Genomic DNA, 19,046 nt, shown 5'->3' with positions numbered 1-19,046 from the left:
GGATTCGCATGAGTAGAGCCTTAATAAAATACGTCGTCATCATAATCATTTTCGTGATACATTGTCCTATCAATGGGATAGGGCAGGTCAGAATTCCGTTATCCGAAAAGCACCGGCAGAAGATTGAGGAAATCGAAGATCCTCGAAAGAAACTGGCCAAATACCGGAAATACTATGCCAAAGACAGTATCAAATACCTGCGTCGTTTGGATAAAGTGCTGAAGAAAAAATCTGACAGTGTGTACACCTTGATGAGAAGGTTGGAGGGAAAGAGAGGAGTGGTGATGGATACATTAATGAACCATCAGATTGTTCAAAAGGGGAAAGATATCGGGATTTCTTCCATGACGATGTCTGACGGAGGTGAACTGCCCGGTTTCGAAAAAATGGATACACCAGTCAATCAGGCACAAACCATGGGTAAAGAACTTGTAAATAAAGACTTGCCTGTATCAACTGCCGAAATCAACCCCAAAGCGAACAACACGTTAGGTGCACCATTAGGCGACGCACAAGAAAAGTTAACAGATATAAAAAGCGAAATTATCCCCTACCAGGAATATTATAATCAATATAAGGACCATCTCAATCACCCGGACAGTATGCAGGCGATGGTGGAGAAGGTAGCCGGCGAGCAAATGGAACAGGCGGCCGAGAAAATGTTGGAAAAGAGCCAGGGTGTAGCTGGCATGGAACAGTTTCAGCAACAAAAGGCGCTGGTAGAAGAAATCAGGAATACGCGTGAAAAATACCAGCCACAACTCAAACAACTTGGAAACCGGGAATTTCTGAAGGAAGAAGGCAGGCAAAAAGCCAAAGAGAAAGCCATCGAATTCCTCGCTCATCATCAGGATAAAGTCACAGAAGTACAAAAGAAAATGGGTAAGCTCAAAAGGATTTATAGTAAGGTGGAAAATTCCAATGACCTGGGCACCGCTGTCAAAAAAAGTTCACTTAAAGGAAAACCTTTTAAGGAAAGACTTTTTGTCAGCGGCAATTTCCAAGTAATTAACCTGGATCCGTTTTCCCTGGATTTTTCGCCGTCTCTGGGATATATGTTTAATAAATACTTTGTTATGGGCATTGGCGGTACTTACAGGTGTTCCTTTGGGGAATTTGAAACCACGCAAATCACTATCCCGGAGAATCAATACGGCGTCAATGCCTTCGTTCAACATGATGTGATGAAAGGTTTTTTTGCCTTCGCAAGTTATGAGCAAAGTAATCGTGTGTTGCCAAACCTAAGCTCAGAGGGATCCGGTTCGGCCTGGATACCTGGCTTCATGGCAGGTGCCGGTAAAACCATCGGCGTTCACCCCAAAATCGACACCAGTATCATGCTGATCTACAACTTCCTCCACGAACTAGGCGAAAGCCCCTACCGAAGTCCCTGGATATTTAAAACCGGCTTCCAGCTAAAAAAAATCTAACACCTACGCACCCATCATCGGCAAAAACCTCTGTGTCTCTTTGTGCCTTGGTGGTTCACCATTTTTCACCACGGAGGCACCAAGGCACAAAGAGACACAGAGAATTTTGTTGAAAACGTAGTGCAACAACCACGTCCGCTCGCGCCATGGGAGCCTGGCATTCTTTTTGTAAGGGACGGCCAGGATGAGCGCTCAGAATACTCTTTTCAAGTAGAATCGGTTATTTGCCGGAAGCGAGAACTTATGCTTTGTTTTTTTCTGGCATTTCCTGCTAACTTTGTGTCGTGTTATTCAAAGAAGTTAGAATACTGCTCAAAAAAGAGTTCATCCTGGAATGGAGGCAGCGTTATGCGTTGAACGGAATGTTGTTGTATGTAGGCAGCACCATTTTTGTGTGCTATCTCAGTTTTAACCTCAACATGTCGCAACTCAATGTGATCACCTGGAATGCGCTGTTCTGGATTATCATGCTTTTCAATGCGGTCAATGCCATCACGAAAAGCTTTATCCAGGAGAGGGAGCAAAGGCAACTATATTATTACACGCTCGTCAGCCCCCATGGTATTATTGTCGCCAAAACAGTTTACAATGTTTTTTTGATGCTGGCCCTTACCATCCTGGCTTATTTGGTTTACTCGCTGGTTTTAGGGAATAAAGTACAGGATCAGGTATTGTTTGCAGCGGGGATTTTTTTAGGGGCCCTTGGTTTTTCTACTTCTTTAACGATGATTTCCAGTATAGCTGCCAAGGCCAGCAATAACAGTACCCTTATGGCTATATTGGGTTTTCCCGTAATACTGCCTATTATTTTAATGGTCATCAAAATCTCAAAAAACGCCATCGATGGCATCGCCCGTAGTGAAAGTTATAATGAAATGGTAACGTTGCTGTCCATTAATGTGATTGTAGGTGTAGTGTCGTATTTGTTGTTCCCCTATATCTGGCGAAGCTAGGCCACCTAAATTCCCCCGGATAGGGCCAAAGGTTTAGCCGGCACTATCATCCCATTTAATTATCAATCTTTAATCCGCTTTCCTTATCTTTGAGCAAAATCTAAACTAAAGCCCCTGAAAGGGGTCTGGGGGTTATCGAATGGACTTCATAAAAAAAACCTGGTGGAAAATAATAACGGTCATTCTGGTACTTTATACCATTATAGGTGGCTTATTATTTGACGTGCCCAGGTTGGCGATATTAAATGAGACCATCCGCAACCTGTATTTTCATGTGACGATGTGGTTTGCGATGGTGATCATTTTATTTATTTCCATGATATATTCCATCAAATACCTCCACAAAAACAATCCCATACACGATGCCGCTGCCAATGAATTTGCCAATGTCGGCCTGTTGTTGGGGGGCCTGGGACTGGGCACCGGAAGTATCTGGGCGCGGTTTACGTGGGGGGCATGGTGGGTAAATGACCCGCAATTGAACAGCGCGGCCATTGCTGTGTTGATTTATCTGGCCTACGCGGTGCTCAGAAATTCTATCGAAGATGAACAGAGGCGGGGTACGGTAAGTGGTGTGTATAATATTTTTGCCTTCGCGGCTTTTATTCCATTGCTTTTTGTCCTGCCAAGAATGGCCGAAAACTCTCTGCATCCCGGAAAAGGTGGAAACCCTGGTTTCAATGCGTATGACCTGGATAGCAAATTGAGACTGGTCTTTTACCCGGCAGTTGTCGGATGGACGCTTTTGGGTGTGTGGCTGGCAAGTCTCAGGATAAGGATAAAAGCCTTGTATTTGAAAACAGAGCATTAAAAAATATCGATGAAAAAATACCTGGTAATAACGCTTTTGTTGCTTTCTCTCCGGTCTTTTGCGCAGAAAATAGAGGTCACCGAGGAGGACTATCATAACACCGAAGTTGAGATGGCCGACAAAATGAGGGAAAACGGAAAAATATATGTGGTGGTGCTGGTGATTTCCCTGGTAATGGGGGGTATTCTCACTTATGTCATCGCTATTGACCGAAAATTACGAAGGCTGGAAAAAAAAACCCACTGAATAATCCACCCATTCCTCCAATGATCACCAATGCTTAGAAGGTTATTGTCATAAAAAGCAGGTTTTAATGCTTTTTACTTTAAATTTGCATAAACTTTTCCGGCATTTTAGCGGTTCTAATTTGGACTGATATAATGCCATAAGGATGGTCGAGTATAAATCTGGATGAGATGAAGAAATCACATATATTTTTATTAGTTGTCATAGCTATTGCCGTGAGTGTAGTTATCTCCACTGCCGGTGATGCCAGTTCCTACGTTAATTTTAAAACTGCCAAAGAAATGAAACAGAATGGAGATGATAATATGGTACATGTCGTAGGCGAGTTGAAGAAAGATGGCCAGGGAAAAGTCGTCGGAATTAAGCCCAGTAATGACAGATTATCTTTTTCATTTATCATGGTAGATGACAGCCAGCAGGAACAGCTTGTATTTTACAAAGAACCGGTACCGGCTGATTTCACAAAATCTGAGAAGGTAGTGGTAATAGGAAATTATTATAATGAAACTTTTGTTGCCGACAAGATCCTGCTAAAATGTCCGTCCAAGTATGAGGAAACTGAAATAAAGCCCTTATAAGTTATGGTACATTCTTTTGTTGGGAATCTGGGGCATTTAATGATCATTATTGCATTTGTTTCTTCTGCCTCGGCAGCTATTTCCTACTTTTTATCTTCGAGTGATAATCCTTTAAAGGCGGGTCAATGGCAACTGTTCGCCAGAACTTCTTATTTTATCCATGCCGCTGCAGTGTTTGCGACCGTGTTTTGCCTTTTTCATATCATTACCAACTACTATTACGAGTACCACTATGCCTGGAAAGTTTCGGATCGCAATCTATCCAATATATATAAGATTTCCAGCTTATGGCAGGATCAGGAGGGTAGTTTTTTGCTATGGATATTCTGGAATGTAGTCCTGGGGTTGGTCATTATATTTACTAACAGGTATTGGGAAGCTCCGGTAATGACGATTTTTGCGCTGGTGCAGGCTTTTCTTACCTCCATGATATTGGGTGTGGTCATCCCGGGTATTAATCTCAAAATCGGAAGTGATCCGTTCATCTTGCTACGGGACGTATTTCATAATGATGAAATATTCAGGTTAAATCCGAATTTTGTCCCAGCCGATGGCACCGGGCTTAACCCCTTGCTCCAGAATTACTGGATGGCTATTCATCCGCCCACGTTATTTTTAGGGTTTTCCACTACCCTGGTGCCCTTTGCATTTTGTCTCGGTGGCTTATGGAAAAAAAGATACACCGAATGGATCCGGCCGGCTTTACCCTGGTCATTGGTTTCAGCCCTGGCGTTGGGCACAGGCATATTGATGGGTGGCTACTGGGCGTATGAAACCTTGAATTTTGGTGGTTTCTGGAACTGGGATCCTGTTGAAAATGCCTCATTTGTACCTTGGCTTACACTGGTGGCCAGCTATCACACTATGATCAGCTATCGTAACAGCAGTACCGCGCTTAAAGCCTCTGTAATTCTTATTGTGGCTACTTTTATCCTGATTTTGTATTCTACCTTTTTAACCCGTAGCGGAGTGCTGGGCGATGCATCGGTGCATTCTTTTACAGACCTTGGCTTGTCAGGACAACTGTTGATTTATTTACTGACATTTTTGGTGCTGTCAGTTTCCCTGGTTATTTTTCGCTGGAAAGATCTCCCCAAGTCTGCCAAGGAAGTATCTACTTACTCACGGGAGTTTTGGATTTTTATGGGGGCTACTACCCTGTGTCTCATGGCTTTCCAGGTGATCGTAGCCACATCCATACCGGTATTTAATGAAATTATAGAATTCTTTGGTGGGATTGGCAATATTGCAATCCCATCTGATCAGGTGGCATTTTATTCCAGTAAACAGCTTTGGTTTGCTATTTTCCTGGCTTTGTTTTCAGGAACAGGACAGTTTTTCTGGTGGAAAAAAATTGATAAAGAAAAGTTGAAAGCAGCTTTGACTTATCCTTTTATTATCACATTGATCCTGACAGGAATCGTAATCATATTTGGAAAAGTTAAGGAATTCAGCTACATACTATTGCTGACTGCCAGTATTTATTCGGTGGTGGCCAACAGTAGCATTTTGATAAAACTGGTTAAAAATAACATCAACCTGGCGGGAGGGGCCATTGCCCACATTGGCATAGCCCTGATGCTGATTGGCATTTTATTCTCAACCGGATATTCCAAGGTGGTTTCTTTAAATAAAAGTGGGTTTAAAATATTTGCAGATGTAGAGGAAGAGTTTAACCTTGAAAACATCGTGCTGTTCTTAAATCAATCCTACAGGATGGAGCCTTATGATTTAACCTATAAAGGGAGGCGTTTAGATGTAAAAGGCATACCCGGATATGTCGATTACAACAACCTGGCCCCTACTGAGGACCGGACCAGAGCCATTGCGCTGGAAGATATAAACATCAATGGCAAAGCCTATGCCAAAAAAGGTGACACGGTAAAAATACATCCTGAGAATGTTTACTTCCAGGTGGACTACATAGATGAAAAGGGCCGTAATTTTTCTTTGTACCCCAGGATACAAATCAATGAAAATATGGGCAATGTAGCATCTCCTGACATCAAAAAATACTTTGCTAAGGATTTATACACTCACCTTAACTATGCCCCCTATCTTAACCCTGAAGAAGAAATTGAATGGAGCGATCCCGAATCACATACCGTGAAATTAGGCGAGCGGTTTTTTATCAATGACTTTGTTACCATCCTCGATAAGGTTGAAAGGGTGGAAGATGTCGTAGCGTTAGGGTTGAATGAATCGGACCTGGCTGTCAGGGCTTCTATTTCTATTTTTGGCAATGATGGGAACTATACGGTGGAACCTTTATATGTCATCAGGGACAGGATGTTGGGAAGGATTCCGGAGACTTTGCAGGAATTGGGGATACAAATTGTTTTCACCAAAATCCACCCTTCAACCAATGAATTCACTTTTGAAGTACGAACTACGCAAAGGGATTTTATCGTCTTAAAGGCTATTCAAAAGCCCGGAATCAACGTTTTATGGACTGGCACACTGGTGATGATGCTCGGCTTTATTATCGCTATCAGACGCCGGTACCTTGAATTCATCACAATGAGAAACAAGGGTACTGAGTTACGTAGTTAACACTATTAATGAATCTTATTGACATCGTACCCTATTATCGCTTGTTATCGTCTGCATTTGTGGGTTAGCCTGGTACCAAGCTAATGCGGATGCCATGGTCATGCATTTGTAATGCCTGGGCAACGTTTTTTGAGCACTATTCCTATTTGATAAATTGAGTTACAAACTCGGAGCCATAAAATCCTCGTTGGAAACGAGGACTGGATTATGCAGGGGAAAGATTGCCATACTCGTCCGCATTTGTGGGTAGGTTCAGCGCTATACTAGTCGTTGAAGCCAGTAAAATTCAACCAAAAAACAAGAGTGATATCTATTGTACAGACCCAAATCTTGCATGAAGAATTAATCTTGCAAGACTTTCATTACTTCATTTGGCATGCGTATTTAAGAAACTGACCAGCTTACTGATGGCTTTTGCCCTGTGGGATAGCTGATTTTTTTCCTCTAAAGTCATTTCCGCAAAAGTTTTATCCGAGTGTTCGGGAATAAATACAGGGTCATAACCAAACCCATGCAACCCTTTCAGGTCATCGATGATTCTACCCTCGGCAGTACCCTCGAATTGATCAACTTTTCCATCGTTAATCAGGCTGATCACTGTTCTGAATCGGGCTTTCCGGTTTTCTTCGGACTTCAGGTTTTCCAGCAACAACCTGATGTTATCACCGCTGTCTCTATGGGTGCCTGCATATCTGGCCGAATAAACACCTGGTTCGCCATCGAGCGCATCGACCTCCAGACCGGTATCATCGGCAAAACAGTTGACCTGGTACCGGTCATAGACATATTGTGCCTTCTCCAGCGAGTTGCCTGCTATGGTTTCCTGGTTTTCCGGCAGTTCCTCCTCACACCCTATATCCTGCAAACTTAATATTTCAAATCTATCATCGATCAGGGATCTGATTTCCTTTAGTTTATTTTGGTTGTTAGTGGCAAAACAAATTTTCATTTTTTTAACACAATAAAGTCATACCTTTAATATTCAACCACCAGTCATAGCCTGGCTCAAAGCCATACGATGACTATAATGTCATGTAAGTAAATTCCGAACCTTACTTTTCACCTAAAGAATATCAACCACCTCAACCTCAAAAACCAACGTAGAAAAGGGTGGTATGCCAGGAGGTGTTTGCGGGGGAATACTGTTCTGGTTTACCAGATCCTGAATGATAGCCGGTGGTATTATATAAATATTGGAGCCATAAGCCAAATGTGAAGGAATGAAAATAATTCCCTTTTCACCTTCCCGGAGATCTTTAAAAGCCAGGTCCCAGCCATCTATCACCTGATCTGCGCCAAGCCGGAAAGTCAAAGGCTGATTCTGGTCAAAGGAGCTGTCGAATTCTTCACCATTCAAAAAGGTACCCGTATAATGTACGCTTATATTCTGACCTTCATTGGGCAATTCACCTTCTCCGGCCTCGGTTTGTATGTAATACAAGCCTTTTTCCCGGGCTTCTTCACCTTCAAGGCCCTGATCTTCAATGTAGGTCAGAATTCTCTCCGTTTCGAGTTCCCGCTGAGACGCCTCATCGTCCACTCTTACCACACGCACCTGAAGTCTTGTAAGCGCTAAAGAGGGAATTAGATTTTTGTAAGAATAAGTGCCGTAACTTAAACCGGAGGGCATGTAAAAGTCAAATACCTCACCTTCTCTCATTACTTCCAGCCCTGCCTCCAATGCCAATGGTATGGCCCCGAATCCGCCAAAAGATAGCTGTATAGGATCATCAGGCGTATCAACGGTATGCAGGGTTTGTCCATCTAATATAGATATGGTATAGTAAATGGAAACGATGTCATCGGTTTCAATTTCCCTGCCGCTTTCATCACTCAAAACAGGATTATAATAAAAGCCTGCAGGAGCCTGCTGTGCGGTAATCCCGTTGCTGTTCAGGAACTCTTCAATTCTGCCTTGATCTATCCTTAATTGCTCCGATGGATCAATGCTATCGTCTGAGTTGCAGGCCACAAGTGCAGTGAGGCAGAGAAAAAAAAACAGGTATGATTTTTTGTAAAGGTCTGTCTTCATATCCGCTACATTTAGGGTAATTTTTATGACAACAACTATTTTTAATACGAAGTTCAGAACATTTTATTGAAAAAACTTTGCTAATTATTGCACAACGTCCACTAATTCAACCTCAAAAACCAGGATAGCGTTCGGTTTGATTTTTTCTCCGGCCCCTCTTTCCCCATAGCCTAGCGGTGAGGGGATAAAGATGGTAGCTTTGGAACCTACGTTCAACAGCCCGATGCCTTCATCCCATCCTAAAATTACCTGGCCGAAACCCAATTGGAAGGTAAACGGCTGATAGGATCTCCCTTCAGTGTACACGCCGGCTTCTTTGGCAACGGCTTCAACGCTGGTGTCAAATACGGTGCCATCCATCAGCTTTCCTGTGTAATTTACCTGGACCCTGTCGCCAGGATTTGGTATGGCTCCGTTTCCTTGCTCAGAGATAACATAGCGTAATCCACTTTCAGTTTTTTGGGCTTCCAGGCTATTGTCGGCAATATATTTATCGATGGTAACCCCTTGTTCATCAATCAGTTCTTTGCTATTTTCCAGGATGCTTTTCCGGGTCAGCTCCATTTGCTTTTTTCTTTGAATGGCCTGCCATTCCATGGATTTCTCGTTGAATTCCTCTTCGTTGAGTATATCTTCCAACCCGGCAAAAATGGTTATGACGCTTTCCGCACCTATATCCGGGGGTAATTGATTTTTGAATAATGATTTGGCCGGGATTTTGAATACGGCACTATCTCCTTTGTCCAGCAGGTTAAAACAATCTTCGAAGGATTTTGATGCACCCCATGTAGAATCTTTTCGCATTACAAAAGGTACACCGGCATCCAGGCTACTTCCCAGAACGGAATCTTTTTCATTTTTGTAAATTACATTTAAGGTTATGAAATCCCCATCCACTGTTTTCTGTCCGTCGACATTTTTAATGAATTCATATTCCATGCCGCCCTCGAGTGTTCCGGACAATTTATTGTTTTCACAAGCCTGAAGGCCAATAAACAACAGGCCTGCAAAGGCCAACATCAGATTTTTAGTTTTCAACATTGGTTGTATATGGTTTTTTTAAAAGTGGATTTAGTTTTTCCTTATAACGGGGCAGCAGTTCTTCAAATAGTTTGAGTGTTTCTTCCAATGACAGGTTTGATTTCCCCCCTGCGGCATTTTTATGCCCGCCGCCATCAAAATGATTCTTGGCAAACTCATTGACCGAAAATTCACCCAGTGACCGGAATGACATTTTAATCATGTCATTTCTGTCAATGATGATAGCTGCAAAGACAATTCCCTCTATAGAAAGGGCATAATTAACCAGTCCTTCGGTATCTCCTGTTTTGGAATTGAATTTTGATAATTCCTCGGCGTTGATAGAAATGTAGGCGGTATTAAATTCTTTCAGAACCACCAACTTTTCGCTTAAAGCATAACCGATGAATTTTAACTTTTCCAGGGAGTTGGTATCATAAATAAAGCGGCTGACCTTCGATACATCCGCACCTTTCTCTATCAGGGCTGCAGTAATCAGGTGCACATTTTTGGTTGTGTTCGGATGTTTGAAAGACCCTGTATCGGTCATTATTCCGGCATAAAGGCACTCCGCAATGTCCTTATCGATAAGATGTTGATCACCCATTTCAACGATAAGTTCGTAAAGCAGTTCGGTAGTTGCGGCAGCCTTTGTGGACCATTTGGTGAAATCAGCAAAGTCTTCAGGGTCAAGATGATGGTCTATTAAAACCTTTACTGCCGACGATTGCCTTACTTTTTCTCCCAATTCATTAATTCTATGCAAACTGGAAAAATCCAGGCAAAATACCACCTCAGCTTCTTCGATAATCTTATGTGATCTGCCCTCATTTTGTTGATTGTATATTATGACCTCATCGTCCCCCTTCATCCAGTTGAGAAATGCGGGATAATCGGTGGGTGAAATTACAAAAACCTTATGGCCTTTTTTCTTTAAAAACGCTGCTAATGCTAAGGAAGAGCCCAAAGCATCGGCATCTGGTTTTTGATGAGTAGTTATGGCGACCTTTTTGGGTGAATCCAGTAATTCTTTAAAAGCATTAAGGTTTTGCATAAACCAAAAAACACCTCAAAAACATGAGGTATCCCTAAATTGTGAAATGTAAAAGTGATACAAAAATTCCAAAAACAAAAATTTATATTTTATATGGTGCGGTAAAAGATGTTTTTGTTAAAAACCGAGGACGTTTATAAATAATCTTATAATTTTGCCCCCTGAAAAATTTAGAAATTAATAAAATGGCAGGAAACAAAACATTCACCATGATAAAACCCGATGCAGTTGGAGCCGGGAATATTGGTGCCATCATTAAAATGATAGAAGAAGCAGGATTTAGTATTATCTCCATGAAATACACCAGGCTCAGTGGTGAAAGGGCGGGGCAGTTTTATGCAGTTCATCGTGAAAGGCCATTTTATGAGGATCTGTGCAGCTACATGTCCTCCGGCCCGATTGTGGCTATGATTCTGGAGAAGGATAATGCCGTTGAGGATTTCAGGGCTTTAATTGGTGCCACCAATCCTGCCGAAGCCGCTGAAGGCACCATCAGAAAACTATTCGCCACCTCTATCGAGGCCAATGCCGTCCACGGTTCGGACTCAGACGATAACGCACAAATTGAAGGGAGCTTCTTTTTCTCCGAGATAGAAAAGTTTTAGTCCAATAAAACTAACTAACCAGCGTTGGCGTCTCTTGAGTGTTGTACAACCCAAGCATGTGCCTGTATTTTTATTTATTGCCGAAAACCTCTGTGTCTCTTTGTGCCTCCGTGGTGAACAATGGTGAACCACAAAGGCACCAAGACACCAGGAACTTTGCCGAAGTTATGTAACAGCTACTGAACGCTTGCGCCATCCACGGTATTTAGTGGGCGCTATCAGGCGTTTGTCATGCTAAGTATACTTATACAAAGAAGAAGATATCACATCAAGAATTATCCTGACCGGTCAGATCGCTTTCCTTTACAGCGGATAAGCTGTCTTCAGGGCTCTTTTTTTCATCCTTCTTTTTGAAAAAAACCCTTTTTATCCACCTTGGAAGAAAAATCGCACCCAAAAGCAAAAAGGGGTAATAGGATAAGATGCGCCACAAAACCATGATGACAAGCGTATGATCACGTAAATATTCGGAAAAGAAAGATTCAAAAAAATATTCGGCAAAACCACTACCCCCCGGCGTTGGGGCTACCAGCATGGTAATCCATAGAATAACCTGTCTCGAATAGATGATTAAATGGTCTATCAGCGAGTTCTCAGAATAGGCTTGAATCAGTACATTTAGTTGCAGGTACCTCACAGACCAGATAAAAACAGTAGCCAGGGCAATATGGATCCAATAGTTGATATTTTTGCCTTTGATGTTAGAAGAAGCCCAGATGATTTCATTACCATGCTCATAGGCACTATACCGCCATTTTCTCAAATATCTGATGGAGGTGACTTTCAACAGAAACCATTTAAAGGCCCTTGGCCTGACAAACAGGGCATAAAACATGATAAATGTATACAGCACAATTAAAAAATAACTGACGTAAAACACCGGCCTTAATCCGCCAAACATCAGGTTGTTTTCCTCAATGCCATCCATAGTGTTTAAATTACCGGGAAACATTTCACCCGGGGCCACAATGAGTGAAATTAAGGCAGCTACCACGAAAAACAAATTGTCGAGTATGGCTGTAAGCATCACGAAAGCCAGCGACTTTCCCATATTGATGCCTTCTTTCAAAAGGATAAAAACAGCCACTGCCGTACCCCCGACAACCGAAGGAGTGACCGCAGAGGCAAATTCCCACAAGATAATAATGTATAACGAGCTACCCCAGGAGAGCTCGTCACTGGAAATAGCCCTGATGCGATACATGTAACCTAAAAATCTCGCCAATATTAACAAAATGGCAAAGATGAATGGAATGGCTTTAGCGGTGAAAATGAGGTTTAATGTGTCGGCATTGATGGAATCATCGGTGTAAAACTGGTAAAATACTATGGCGAGACCAAATAATATGGGGATCCAAACCTTATTGGGATTGAGGGTCTTGAATATCTTTTTTGAATCCAGCTCCATCTATTCTACTAACGCTTCTTCCAGAATTTCTATCCAAAAATTATTAAACCCTAAACCCAGCTTCATAGTAATTTTGCGGAGTTGAAGTAATTCTAAAATCGCCAGAAAATTAAAGATTACGGCAATTTTATTGGACTCGAAATCTATGATCTCTAAAAATGATAGTTTTTTGGTTTTGGTTAGTTGACTGATTAAAAAAGTTTTTTGATTTTCAACAGTGTATGGATATTGTACAACCTCGTGTGACGGTTTATTGTGTGCATACTCATAACGGGTCATTACCTTTTGGAATACTTTCAGAAGCTTGTACAAGTCAATATGCTGAAGCTCAGACTCCACATTGGAGATTTCAGATAAGGCCCGGATCTCCTTCGCCACGTTGCCCCTTTTTTCCTTTGAAAGCCGGTCTCCTTCAAGGGCGATCAATTCATTGATGATGGATTTGTATTTTTTATACTCCAACAGGTGTTTCACCAATTCCTCCCTGGGATCGATTTCGTTGCCTTCTTCATCCAATTGAGGCCTTGGCAATAACAGTTTGGCCTTGATTTTCATCAGCGAAGCCGCCACCAGAATAAACTCGCTGGCTACTTCAATATTCATTTTTTCCAGGTGGTGCAGGTAATCCAAAAAATCATCTGTAATACTGGCAATTGGAATATCGTATATATCCAGTTCGTCCCTTTCTATAAAGAAAAGGAGAAGGTCAAAAGGCCCTTCGAAGAGTGGTAATTTTATCTCGAAACTCAATGAATATATTAATAAAGATTATCGTTCGAATTCTTCAAAGATATTACTTATCCGGCTAAATTATAGTTGCAAAGAAAAAAAAATGTAATTTTGCATGATTTTATAAAAATCACAGTAACATTTCACAGTTATTAAACTTTTCGTACATTAGGTTGTTCATTTGCTATCAAAGAAATTTGTATGTTAATAAAACCAGGTCCTTTATTGGCTGGCATCGATAGCCCTGCTGATTTAAGAAAACTCGATCCATCACAACTGGTACAGGTAAGCTCCGAACTAAGGCAGTTCATAGTAGACAACGTTTCGGTGTATGGAGGGCACTTCGGGGCAAGTCTGGGGGTTGTGGAAATGACCATAGCCCTTCATTATGTGTTTAACACGCCTGATGACCAATTGGTGTGGGATGTTGGACATCAGGCCTACGGGCATAAAATTCTTACCGGGAGGAGGGATGAATTTTACACCAACAGGCTTTATAAAGGACTTTCCGGATTCCCTAAAAGAGGTGAAAGCGAATACGATACCTTTGGTGTAGGCCATTCTTCGACTTCAATTTCAGCCGCATTAGGTATGGCGGTAGCTTCCAAATATAAGGGGGATAAAGATAAACAACATATAGCCGTTATCGGCGATGGGGCAATGACCGGTGGCATTGCTTTTGAAGCCATGAATCAGGCAGGCGTAACCAACACTAACCTTCTGATCATCCTGAATGACAATTGTATGTCCATTGACCCGAATGTGGGTGCCTTAAAAGATTACTTAACAGACATCACCACCTCACAAGCTTACAACAAAGTCAGGGATGAGGTCTGGAACCTGCTTGGAAAAATGAGTAAATTCGGGTCCAGCGCCAGGGAAATTGCCTCTAAGATTGAAACTTCCATCAAATCTTTCCTCATTAAGCCCAGTAATCTGTTTGAATCATTAAACCTGCGGTACTTTGGGCCGATTGATGGCCATGATGTAAACCACATGGTAAGCATATTCGATGACCTGAAAAAAATACCGGGCCCAAAACTCTTGCATTGCGTTACTGTCAAAGGCAAGGGATACGGACCGGCAGAAAAAGATCAAACCAAATGGCATGCTCCGGGAAAATTTGACAAAGTTACCGGGGAGATAAGAAAAAGCGTACCCATTAAAGTCGAACCACCTAAATACCAGCAGGTTTTCGGAGAGACCATAGTGGAACTGGCCAAAAAAAATGACAAAATCATGGGTATTACCCCGGCGATGCCATCAGGGTCTTCGCTGAACATTATGATGAAAGAAATGCCGGATCGCGCATTTGATGTGGACATAGCCGAGCAGCATGCTGTCACCTTTTCTGCCGGTCTGGCTACACAGGGTATGGTGCCGTTTTGTAACGTTTACAGCACCTTTATGCAGAGAGGTTATGATCAGATGATACATGATGTATGTATTCAAAACCTGCACGTCGTTTTTTGCCTCGACAGGGCAGGGTTTGCCGGGGCCGATGGGCCCACACATCACGGTGCCTACGATTTGGCTTATATGCGCTGTATCCCCAATATGGTAGTGGCGGCTCCTATGAATGAAGCGGAATTGCGAAATCTTATGTATACCGCGCAACTACCCAGAAAGGGCGCTTTTTCTATAAGGTATCCGAGGGGTAAAGGGGTAATGCCGGACTGGAGAACGCCGATGGAAGAGATTGAAGTAGGAACAGGAAGGGTCATCCGCGAAGGGGAGGAACTGGCCCTGTTAACGATCGGGCACGTTGGAAATTATGCACTCGAAGTTACCAGGCAACTTGCAGGAGAGAGGATTTACCCCGGGCACTATGATATGCGTTTTGTAAAACCCCTGGACGAAGATTTGCTCCACCATATATGCACTAAGTATAAAAAGATCATTACCGTAGAAGATGGTTGCCTCATGGGTGGGTTTGGCAGTGCTGTGCTTGAATTTATGAGCGAACATAATTATCACCTGCAGGTCAAAAGACTTGGAATACCGGACCGGATCGTGGAGCATGGTGAGCAGATTCAGTTGCAAAATGAATGTGGATTTGGCCCTGAGGGTATTGCTGCCACTGTAAAACAGATGATGGTGACCAGCCTGGCCGACAAAACCTGACAACCATGCCAGACATCTGCGGCCACATATCAGGCCAGGGGCCGGCGGTGATCTTACTACATGGATTTTGCGAAACACATCATATCTGGGACGAACTGGGCGAGGAACTGGCCCGAACCCATCAAGTATTTTGCCCGGATCTGCCTGGGTTTGGTGACAGCACACTGGGCCTTGACAGCTTGTCACTGGACAGAATAGCCGATTTGCTGAAAGATTGGCTGGTGTCCCATCATGTCGCCACGTGCGTTATGATCGGGCATTCCCTGGGGGGTTATGTTACCCTGACATTTGCCAAAAAATATCCGGCAATGCTGGATAAAATAGGTTTGTTTCATTCTTCTGTTTATGGGGACGATGATAACAAAAAGTCCGTTCGGGATAAAACCATTGATTTCATTATAAAAAATGGCGTGGAAGTCTTTGTCGATTCGTTTTTCCAAAACCTTTTTTACCCACCGAACCTTAAAAAACCCTACATTCAGGAAAAACTAAAAGATGTTTCAGACAGGGCAAAGCTCCTGAAAACTTCCGTCGTCAATGCCTATCTGGCGGCTATGAGGGACAGGGAAGATAGCCAATTGTGGTTAGCCACTTTTCTAAAACCCATTCTCATGATTGCCGGAATCGACGACAGCGCTGTTCCTATCGGGCTCAGCCGGGAGCAGGCCAAATTAACCCCTCAAATTGAATTTCATGAGCTCGATGAAACCGGTCATATGGGAATGTTCGAGAAAAAAATCGAGTCTTTTGACATTGTCAGGAAATTTTTAGCCAAATAACAGATGTGAGATTGAAAAAATCGGCATCTCATTTGCGGATAGACAATAAAAGGGCTAACTTCATTAGGTAACAACTGGTTTTTCTTTCAAAACCAGAAATTTGAGACCAATGTACTGTTTTGTTCAATTTTTGTTGTATTGTAACTTAAAATAATCATAATATTACGCTCCTGATTGTGAGACGATTATGAAACGATGTAACAACACAATGATGAGTCTAAGAGTTTATTTTCAATTTAACATGCTTAAAAAATAATGCGCTATGGATAATAATATGCAAGATTTTCTAGCGGTTTGGAATAATAATCTGATATTGGCGTCACAAGTGTTTTTAGGGGTCGGGATTATCATCCTGCTTTATCACTTGGTAAAGTTGATTTCTATTAAAGATTTCAAAAGTAAATATGATTACATCAACCAGAAGGAAATAAAAGTGCTATGGTTGGGTATTTTAGCATTTATCATTGCAGGGGCATTTTTTGCTAACACCTGGTTTGAGCAGTCTGAACCTATCTGGTTCTTTGTGCGGATTTTTATCACCATAAGTATGAGTATTATTGTGGGTGTGATATTTTCAAATTCCCTGAAATTTTATTATCCGTTTTATATTGAAAAGCGTCTGAAAAAGTTAAGATATACCCCCAGAAAATCACCTAAGACCGGTAAACCCATGAAGCTCTTAAGTGAGGATGAAGAAGATGTTTACCTGGATGAGGGTATGCAGGCAGAGGAAAATGTTTTTTCTGTTGATTATGATGTCTGGGTGGATGAAGAAACCGGTTATACCAAAATTGAAAAATACGCCGGTCACCTGCACGCATTACAATGTCCTGAATGCAACTACCAGACCTACAAGGTTGTCCGTGAAGAAATTATTAAATCCCCCACATTGGCAGAAGAAGGGGAACTGGATAAGCATTATAAATGTATTTACTGTGGTCATAAAGGTAAAAAGACCTTTAAAATTGCCCAGTTAAAAGAAAGCGATGAGCCTACTGAATTAGCGGCTTCGTAAAATAATAAGCAGTAAACCAAAAACCCTGGTCCCACAACCGGGGTTTTTTATTTTAACCCCACCCTCCCGGTTTACCTCCTCCCATCCCCAGATCACCCCATTCCACCATCCTCCCATCTACCCGTTCTATCATCCTCCCATATACCCATTCCACTATCCTCCTATCTACCCATTCTACCATCCCCCACCAACCTATCCCCTCATTCTCTCACCCCCTATCAAACTGTCAATTATCAATTGTCAATTGTCAACTAAACCCTAAATCTTCACACACACATTCTTCACCTCCGTAAAAAACCGCAACGCCTCAACCCCCCCTTCCCTTCCCACACCCGATTGTTTCATGCCGCCAAATGGCGTGCGCAGGTCACGAACCATCCAGCAGTTGACCCAGATAATGCCACTTTTTAATCGCTCACTCACCCGGTGTGCCCTGTTGAGGCGCTCTGTCCAGATAGTGGCAGACAGGCCATATTCCGTACTATTGGCGTAAAGGACAGCTTCTTCTTCCGATTTAAATGGTGTTAGGGTGACCACAGGCCCGAATATTTCCTCCTGATTGGTGCGGCAGCGGTAATCCAGTCCTTCAATGACTGCGGGCTCCATGAAGTAACCGTTTTCCAGTCCTTTATTGAGGTGCACCTGCTTTCCTCCTGTTAATACCGTCCCTCCTTCCTGTTGGGCGAGTGCTACATAAGACAGCACTTTTTTTAAATGATTATCCGATACCAGGGCCCCGATCTGCGTACCATCGGCCAGCGGATCACCAATTACCAGATTGCGGGTTTTTTCCAGAAAACTATCTTTGAAACGTTCATAGATGGATTCATGCACCAATATCCGCGACCCGCACAGGCAAATCTGACCCTGGTTCGAAAACGACGATTGTATTGAGGTTGAAAGGGCTTTATCAAAATCACAATCTTCGAAAATAATATTGGGATTCTTTCCTCCCAGTTCCAGCGAAAGCTTCTTAAACATGGGCCCGGCTATTGTTGCTATCTTTTTGCCGGTAACTGTGCCACCTGTAAATGAAATGGCCGGGATCTCCGGGTGGGCAATGATGGCCTCCCCTGCTTTACTGCCCAACCCATGCACAATGTTTAAAACACCTTTGGGAAGTCCGGCGTCTATGCATATTTTTGAAAGCAAATAGGCCGTCATCGGAGTAATTTCCGATGGCTTGGCGACCACACAATTTCCTGCTGCAAGCGCGGGAGCTATTTTCCAGGTAAAAAGGTAAAGAGGCAGGTTCCATGGAGAAATACAGCCGGCAATGCCTACGGGTTTTCTTACAGTGTAGTTAATAGCGGTTACGTCTGTCATATGGGATTCACTGCCAAAGCCTGTAATGATCGACCCATAAAACCGGAAATTGGCCGCGGCCCTCGGTATGTCCACTGTTTTGGCAAGTTTGAGCGGTTTACCATTGTCAATGCATTCGGCCAATGCCAGTTCCTCGTGATGGGTTTCTATCAGGGAAGCTATTTTTAGCAATATGGCTGACCTTTTGTCGATGGGTAGTTGGGACCAGGCTGCAAAAGCGCTTTTGGCGGCTGCGACCGCATCTTCGACATCGTTTTCATCCGAATCCGGAATAAGGCTATATACCTCACCTTTGGCCGGATTGTAATTGTCAAGATAATGGTTCGATCCGGGAGGAACCAATGCACCATTTATGTAGTTAGCGATTTTTTCCATGGGTCATG

At 42.7% G+C, this 19,046-nt stretch carries 18 protein-coding genes; 10 read left to right on the top strand and 8 right to left on the bottom strand.

The window, feature by feature from the left end; all coding sequences use genetic code 11:
- The first annotated feature begins 8 nt into the window (after nt 1–8).
- The 6 genes from AC04NP_RS14685 (at nt 9) to ccsA (AC04NP_RS14660) (ending at nt 6,571) form a co-directional block, all read left to right on the top strand.
- Nucleotides 9–1,430: a hypothetical protein gene (locus AC04NP_RS14685; protein WP_482860531.1), complete on the top strand. Its 1,422-nt coding sequence runs from the start codon at nt 9–11 to the stop codon at nt 1,428–1,430.
- Between the two features lie 284 nt (nt 1,431–1,714).
- Nucleotides 1,715–2,383, top strand: coding sequence for a heme exporter protein CcmB (locus tag AC04NP_RS14680; RefSeq protein ID WP_482860530.1), 669 nt, complete (start codon nt 1,715–1,717; stop codon nt 2,381–2,383).
- 148 nt (nt 2,384–2,531) lie between these two features.
- Nucleotides 2,532–3,194, top strand: coding sequence for a cytochrome c biogenesis protein CcsA (gene ccsA, locus AC04NP_RS14675; RefSeq protein ID WP_482860578.1), 663 nt, complete (start codon nt 2,532–2,534; stop codon nt 3,192–3,194).
- Between the two features lie 9 nt (nt 3,195–3,203).
- A complete protein-coding gene (locus AC04NP_RS14670) occupies nt 3,204–3,440 on the top strand; it encodes a CcmD family protein (RefSeq protein ID WP_482860528.1) in 237 nt (78 codons plus the stop codon).
- 170 nt (nt 3,441–3,610) lie between these two features.
- On the top strand, nt 3,611–4,018 hold the full coding sequence (locus tag AC04NP_RS14665; RefSeq protein ID WP_482860526.1) for a cytochrome c maturation protein CcmE domain-containing protein: 408 nt from the start codon (nt 3,611–3,613) through the stop codon (nt 4,016–4,018).
- A gap of 3 nt (nt 4,019–4,021) precedes the next feature.
- Nucleotides 4,022–6,571, top strand: a complete 2,550-nt coding sequence (gene ccsA, locus AC04NP_RS14660; protein ID WP_482860524.1) for a cytochrome c biogenesis protein CcsA — start codon at nt 4,022–4,024, stop codon at nt 6,569–6,571.
- Nucleotides 6,572–6,938: 367 nt separating this feature from the next.
- Here the strand turns inward: ccsA (AC04NP_RS14660) and AC04NP_RS14655 are convergent, their stop codons facing one another.
- The 4 genes from AC04NP_RS14655 to AC04NP_RS14640 form a co-directional block, all read right to left on the bottom strand.
- Nucleotides 6,939–7,520, bottom strand: a complete 582-nt coding sequence (locus AC04NP_RS14655; RefSeq protein WP_482860522.1) for a non-canonical purine NTP diphosphatase — start codon at nt 7,518–7,520, stop codon at nt 6,939–6,941.
- A gap of 114 nt (nt 7,521–7,634) precedes the next feature.
- A complete protein-coding gene (locus tag AC04NP_RS14650) occupies nt 7,635–8,603 on the bottom strand; it encodes an FKBP-type peptidyl-prolyl cis-trans isomerase (RefSeq protein WP_482860520.1) in 969 nt (322 codons plus the stop codon).
- Nucleotides 8,604–8,687: 84 nt separating this feature from the next.
- A complete protein-coding gene (locus tag AC04NP_RS14645) occupies nt 8,688–9,644 on the bottom strand; it encodes an FKBP-type peptidyl-prolyl cis-trans isomerase (protein WP_482860518.1) in 957 nt (318 codons plus the stop codon).
- A complete protein-coding gene (locus tag AC04NP_RS14640) occupies nt 9,631–10,677 on the bottom strand; it encodes a DHH family phosphoesterase (protein ID WP_482860517.1) in 1,047 nt (348 codons plus the stop codon). The genes AC04NP_RS14645 and AC04NP_RS14640 overlap by 14 nt, the downstream gene beginning before the upstream one ends.
- Nucleotides 10,678–10,862: 185 nt before the next feature.
- Between AC04NP_RS14640 and AC04NP_RS14635 the strand changes: the two genes are divergently transcribed.
- Nucleotides 10,863–11,282: a nucleoside-diphosphate kinase gene (locus AC04NP_RS14635; protein ID WP_482860516.1), complete on the top strand. Its 420-nt coding sequence runs from the start codon at nt 10,863–10,865 to the stop codon at nt 11,280–11,282.
- Nucleotides 11,283–11,550: 268 nt separating this feature from the next.
- Here the strand turns inward: AC04NP_RS14635 and AC04NP_RS14630 are convergent, their stop codons facing one another.
- The gene (locus AC04NP_RS14630) at nt 11,551–12,690 is read right to left on the bottom strand and encodes a lysylphosphatidylglycerol synthase transmembrane domain-containing protein (RefSeq protein ID WP_482860515.1); all 1,140 of its coding nucleotides are present in this window, start codon (nt 12,688–12,690) and stop codon (nt 11,551–11,553) included.
- Nucleotides 12,691–13,440 (bottom strand): segregation and condensation protein A, encoded by a 750-nt coding sequence (locus AC04NP_RS14625; protein ID WP_482860514.1) that lies wholly within the window; start codon nt 13,438–13,440, stop codon nt 12,691–12,693.
- A gap of 180 nt (nt 13,441–13,620) precedes the next feature.
- Here AC04NP_RS14625 and dxs point away from each other — a divergent pair, with 180 nt between their 5' ends.
- From dxs to AC04NP_RS14610, 3 genes are all read left to right on the top strand, one after another.
- Nucleotides 13,621–15,543, top strand: coding sequence for a 1-deoxy-D-xylulose-5-phosphate synthase (dxs, locus tag AC04NP_RS14620; protein ID WP_482860513.1), 1,923 nt, complete (start codon nt 13,621–13,623; stop codon nt 15,541–15,543).
- 5 nt (nt 15,544–15,548) lie between these two features.
- The gene (locus tag AC04NP_RS14615) at nt 15,549–16,322 is read left to right on the top strand and encodes an alpha/beta fold hydrolase (protein WP_482860512.1); all 774 of its coding nucleotides are present in this window, start codon (nt 15,549–15,551) and stop codon (nt 16,320–16,322) included.
- A gap of 262 nt (nt 16,323–16,584) precedes the next feature.
- Nucleotides 16,585–17,337 (top strand): hypothetical protein, encoded by a 753-nt coding sequence (locus AC04NP_RS14610; protein ID WP_482860511.1) that lies wholly within the window; start codon nt 16,585–16,587, stop codon nt 17,335–17,337.
- Nucleotides 17,338–17,389: 52 nt separating this feature from the next.
- Here AC04NP_RS14610 and AC04NP_RS14605 read toward each other — a convergent pair whose 3' ends face one another.
- Nucleotides 17,390–17,518, bottom strand: coding sequence for a hypothetical protein (locus AC04NP_RS14605; RefSeq protein WP_482860509.1), 129 nt, complete (start codon nt 17,516–17,518; stop codon nt 17,390–17,392).
- Between the two features lie 77 nt (nt 17,519–17,595).
- A complete protein-coding gene (locus tag AC04NP_RS14600; protein ID WP_482860508.1) occupies nt 17,596–19,038 on the bottom strand; it encodes an aldehyde dehydrogenase in 1,443 nt (480 codons plus the stop codon).
- Nucleotides 19,039–19,046 lie beyond the last annotated feature (8 nt).

This window comes from Agaribacillus sp. DX54 (genome assembly GCF_056858335.1).
This window is presented reverse-complemented; position numbering and strand designations above follow the sequence as displayed.